The organism is Kitasatospora sp. MY 5-36 (assembly GCF_001182915.1).
In the GTDB taxonomy this organism is placed as follows: domain Bacteria; phylum Actinomycetota; class Actinomycetes; order Streptomycetales; family Streptomycetaceae; genus Kitasatospora.
Map to the genome: position 1 here is coordinate 1 of NZ_LFVW01000766.1, position 4,722 is coordinate 4,722.

Sequence of the window (4,722 nt, forward strand, 5' to 3'; positions counted from 1 at the left end):
CCCGGCCGCGGGTCCGCGTCCACGCCCGGGCGCGCGGCGCGGGCACCGCGCCCCGGCCGAAGGTCAGGCCCTGGCGCGCGTACGCCGTGGTGGCGGCGATCGTGCTGTCCGTCGTCGCCGGGCTGCTGCTCTACCTCGACGAACGCTCCAGCCGCGGCCGCGTCCAGGTGGTCGGGACGGTGCCCGGCCCGGACTTCCTGGAGGTCGACGTGACGCTCCAGCGGGTGGACGCGGCGGCGCAGACGCTCACGGCGAAGGTCCTGGTCCACCCGCACGGCGCCCTGGAGCAGCCGGACAGCCTGCTGGTCCCGGCCCGGGACGTGGTGCTGGAGACCACCTCGCTGGAGCAGACCGTGCTCAGGTACCCGGCCGGGCAGCAGGTTGCCTCCGGCGCGGTGGCGTTCAGCCTCCTCGACGGCCGGGTCACCGACTACCCCTTCGACCACTACCACGCGCTGATCGGCTTCCAGGCCACCGCCGGCGGGCAGCCCGTCCCGGTGGTGATCGGCGTGGAGGAGGCCGACCCCTTCTTCGTCTTCAAGCAGGCCGAGCAGCAGAGCGAGGGCGGCGCCGTCGTGGTGACCGAGCGGATCAGCCGCTCGCGCAGCACCTTCATCCTGGCCTGGTTCATGATGGCCGCGATGTGGGCGCTGGCGCTGTCCGTGCTGGTGGCGGCCTGGCTGATCGTCCGCCAGCGGCGCGGCATCGTCTGGCCCGCCCTCGGCTGGATGGCGGCCACGCTGTTCGCCCTGGTCGGCATGCGCAACGCCGCGCCCGGCAGCCCGCCGATCGGTTCGCTGCTGGACTACGCGGCGTTCTTCTGGGCGGAGCTGCTGGTCGCGGTCGGCCTGACCATGGTCGTGGTGCGCGGCGCCCGGATCGAGGGCGGGCACCGGGAGTAGCGGGTGCCCGGGCGCACGTGTCCGGCGGCCCGGCCACTCGGCTCAGGGGTTCAGGGGTTCAGGGGTTCGGAGGCCCGGAGGCTCAGGGGTTCAGGCGTCGGGCACGACCACCGTCAGCGACGTCTCCTGGAGCTGGAAGCCCAGCGACTCGTAGACCCGGCGGGCCGGGTTGCCCTCGGACACCACCAGCGTCACGTCCGCGAGCCCGCGCTCGGCGGCGTCCCCGACGGCGCGGCGCAGCAGGTCGGCTCCGAGGCCGCGGTAGCCGCGCTCCGGGTGGCGGAAGACGTCGCCGATCCAGGGCAGGCCGTCGCGGTCGGTGAGGATCAGCCCGGCGACCACGCGGTCCTCGGCGTCCACGGCGAGCAGGCTGGACGGCAGCACCGGGCCGATGACCTCGCCCTCCAGCAGCGGGGTGATCCGCTCGGCCACCACCCGGGCGTCCTCACCCGGGTAGAAGTCGACGTGGTCGGGGGCGAAGGCGGCCCGCCAGGCCTCGTACAGCTCCTCGGGCGCGCGGTCGCAGGGCACCGCGCGCAGGCCCTCGCGCAGCGGCGTACCGGCCCAGTCGGCGGGCGGGGGGTCGGCGCGCAGGTCGCGGCGGAAGGTGTGGGCGTGCCGCAGCACCCGCGCGCCGTGCGCCACCAGCTCCTGCCCGAGCCCGGGCGGGCCGGAGACCACCCAGCCGGGCAGCTCGGCCCGGACGAACGCGGCGGCGTCCACCGACTCGTCCAGGACCTCCAGCAGGTCGGCCCAGGGCCGGCCCTCCCGCTCGTCCAGCAGGTAGCGCAGCACCGGCTCGCCGTCGGTACCCCGCCTGACCACCCAGTCCTCGGCCATGGCCCACCCCACAATCGCGTGATCGTTCGTCGGCGGCCATGTTCACCGAGGCCCCGCCGTCCGGCAACCGGTTATTTCCGGCCACCACCGCGTCGGGCCGGCACCGCATCAGGCAGCCACCGGGTCAGGCCACCACCGCCGCCCGGACGCAGAGCACGTCCGGCAGGTGGGAGACCAGCAGGGACCAGCTCTCGCCCTCGTCCCGGCTGCCGTACACGTCGCCGGTCCGGTTGCCGAAGTAGATCCCGGCCGGGTCGGCGTCGTCGGTGCGCAGGGCGTCGCGCAGCACGATGCCGTAGTGGTCCTCGCCGGGCAGGCCGTGGGCGAGCTGCTGCCAGCTGGTGCCGGCGTCGGTGGTGCGGAAGACCCGGCAGCGGCGGCCGGGCGGGATGCGGTCGTCCGAGCCGCCGAGCGGGAAGACGTAGGCGGTGTCGGCCCGGCGGGGGTGGGCGGCCACGGCGAAGCCGAACTCGGCGGGCAGGCCGTCCACGATCGAGCGCCAGCTCGCGCCCCAGTCGTCGCTGCGGTAGACGCCGCCGTGGTTCTGGAGGTAGAGCCGGTCCGGGTGGACCGGGTCCGGGGCGATCTTGTGCACGCACTGGCCGAACTCCGGGTACTGGCTCTCCTCCGGGAAGAACTCGGCGCGCAGGCCGGTGTTGGAGGGCTGCCAGCTGTCGCCGCCGTCCTTGCTGCGGTAGACGCCGCCGCTGGAGACGGCGACCAGCAGCCGCTGCGGGTCGCGCGGGTCGGTCAGGATCGTGTGCAGGCCCTGGCCGCCGTAGCCGGCGCCCCACTGCGGCCGCTGCGGGTGGTTCCAGAGCGCCTCGACCAGCGCGAAGGTCTCGCCGCCGTCGGTGGAGCGGAACAGCGCGGCGGGCTCGGTGCCCGCGTAGACGACGCCCGGGGGCCTCCGCCCCGGCTGGCTGGAGCTGCCAGACCCGGGTGAGCGAGGCGCCGGTGGACTCCGGGAAGCGGATGGCCGGCCGCGGGGGCTCGTACCAGCTCGCGCCGAGGTCGTCGGAGCGCCAGATCGACGGCCCCCAGTGGCTGCTGTCGGCGCCGGCCAGCACTCTGGTCCGGCCGTCGCGGCGGTCGACGGAGACGGAGTAGATCGCGTTCATCGGGAAGTGCGGCCCGCTGAACTCCCACGTCAGCCGGTCGCGGCTGCGGCCGAGAAAGAGGCCCTTCTCGGTTCCGACGGCCAACAGCACCTCGGTCATGTCTCACACCACCTGGTCACGAGCAACGGCCCCCCGGGACGGCCCCCGAGTGCCAGTGTCCCGCCGTCCACCGGTGGTCACATCTCGCCGCGCCGACCGCCCGGGGGGCCGTCCGTGCCGGGGGTGCCGCTACCCCCGGCAGTCCTCCAGCAGCCGCAGCCAGACCTCGCTGATCGTCGGGTACGAGGGCACCGCGTGCCAGAGCCGGTCGATCGGCACCTCGCCGACCACCGCGACGGTCGCCGAGTGCAGCAGTTCGGCGACCCCGGGGCCGACCAGGAAGGCGCCGACGATCACCTGCCGGTCCAGGTCGAAGACCACCCGGGCCCGGCCGCGGTAGTCGTCGGCGTACAGCGAGGCCCCGGCGACGGAGCCGATCTCGTGGTCGACGGTCCGCACCCGCAGTCCGGCGGCCTCGGCGGCGGCCCGGGTCAGGCCGACGGCGGCGACCTCGGGCTGGGTGAACACCACCTGGGGCGCGCCCGCCAGGTCGGCGGACGCGGAGTGCGCGCCCCAGCGCGAGGTGTCCAGCGGGCGCCCCTCGGCGCGGGCGGCGATCGCCGCGCCGGTGATCCGGGCCTGGTACTTGCCCTGGTGGGTGAGCAGCGCCCGGTGGTTGACGTCCCCGACGGCGTAGAGCCACGCGCCGTCCACACCCTCCGCGCCGTCCACGCCGAGCACCGTGCAGCTGTCGTCCACCTCCAGCCAGCCGCCCGGCTTCAGGCCGACCTGCTCCAGCCCGATGTCGGCGGTGCGCGGGGCCCGGCCGGTCGCGTACAGCACCTCGTCGACGGTCAGCGTCCCGGTCCCGCCCTGGCCGTCTTCGTGCTGGCCGTCCCCGCCCTTTCCGTCCCCGTTCCGGCCGTCCCGGGCGGCGAGGGTGAGGGTCACCGGCCCGGAGCCGTCCGCCCGCTCCAGCGCGGTGACCTCGGTGCCGAAGCGGAGGTCCACCCCGGCCGCCCGCAGGCCCTCCGCGACCAGCTCGCCCGCGAACGGCTCCATCCGCGGCAGCAGCCCGTCACCGCGGACCAGCAGCACCACCTCGGAGCCGAGCGCCCGCCAGGCGGCGGCCATCTCCACCCCGACCACCCCGCCGCCGACCACCGCCAGCCGCCCGGGGACGGTCTGCGACCCGGTCGCCTCCCGGTTGGTCCACGGGTGGGCCTCGGCGAGCCCCGGCACGTGCGCGGGCAGCACCGGGCGGCTGCCGGTGCACACCGCGACGGCGTGCCGGGCGGTGAGCACCCGCTCGCTGCCGTCCTCGGCCTCCACCGTCACCGTCCGCACCCCGGCCAGCCGGCCGTGGCCGCGCACCAGCTCGATGCCGGTGTCCCGCAGCCACTCCACCTGGCCGTCGTCCTTCCAGTCGGAGGTGAAGGAGTTCCGCCGGGCCAGCACCGCGGCCGGGTCCAGTCGCCGGTCGCCGACCGCCTCCCGGGAGCCGGCCACCGCGCGGGCGTCGGCCAGCGCGGCCACCGGCCGCAGCAGCGCCTTGCTCGGCATGCAGGCCCAGTACGAGCACTCGCCGCCGACCAGCTCGGCCTCCACGATCACGGTGCGCAGCCCGGCGGCGACCGTCCGGTCGGCCACGTTCTCGCCGGTCGGACCGGCCCCCAGGACGATGACGTCGTACTCCTCGGCGGTGCTGGTCATGCCCTGTCCTCCGTCGTCTCGATGGCCGCCCCGGCCCGCCGGGCGGGGGCGGCGGGCGTGCGCCCACGGGTGTCGAGCGGCCGGTCGCGCCCGACCCCGGGCCCGCC

General features: G+C 75.9%; 3 protein-coding genes and 1 pseudogene. 1 reads left to right on the forward strand and 3 read right to left on the reverse strand.

The window, feature by feature from the left end; genetic code table 11:
• Nucleotides 1–902: DUF4436 family protein (locus AE652_RS35525; RefSeq protein WP_049659127.1), on the forward strand; the 902-nt coding region annotated here is incomplete at its 5' end.
• Nucleotides 903–992: 90 nt separating this feature from the next.
• Here the strand turns inward: AE652_RS35525 and AE652_RS35530 are convergent.
• The 3 genes and pseudogenes from AE652_RS35530 to AE652_RS35540 form a co-directional block, all read right to left on the reverse strand.
• The gene (locus AE652_RS35530; protein WP_049659128.1) at nt 993–1,742 is read right to left on the reverse strand and encodes a GNAT family N-acetyltransferase; all 750 of its coding nucleotides are present in this window, start codon (nt 1,740–1,742) and stop codon (nt 993–995) included.
• 124 nt (nt 1,743–1,866) lie between these two features.
• A pseudogene (locus AE652_RS35535) lies at nt 1,867–2,962 on the reverse strand (WD40/YVTN/BNR-like repeat-containing protein).
• Nucleotides 2,963–3,091: 129 nt separating this feature from the next.
• Entirely contained in the window at nt 3,092–4,615 is a 1,524-nt protein-coding gene (locus tag AE652_RS35540) for an NAD(P)/FAD-dependent oxidoreductase (protein WP_199823196.1), read from the reverse strand.
• Nucleotides 4,616–4,722 lie beyond the last annotated feature (107 nt).

Excerpts from the sequence above, each read along its gene's own strand:
- AE652_RS35530 (WP_049659128.1), bottom strand. The coding sequence starts at position 1,742 with ATGGCCGAGGACTGGGTGGTCAGGCGGGGTACCGACGGCGAGCCGGTG.
- AE652_RS35540 (WP_199823196.1), bottom strand. The coding sequence starts at position 4,615 with ATGACCAGCACCGCCGAGGAGTACGACGTCATCGTCCTGGGGGCCGGT.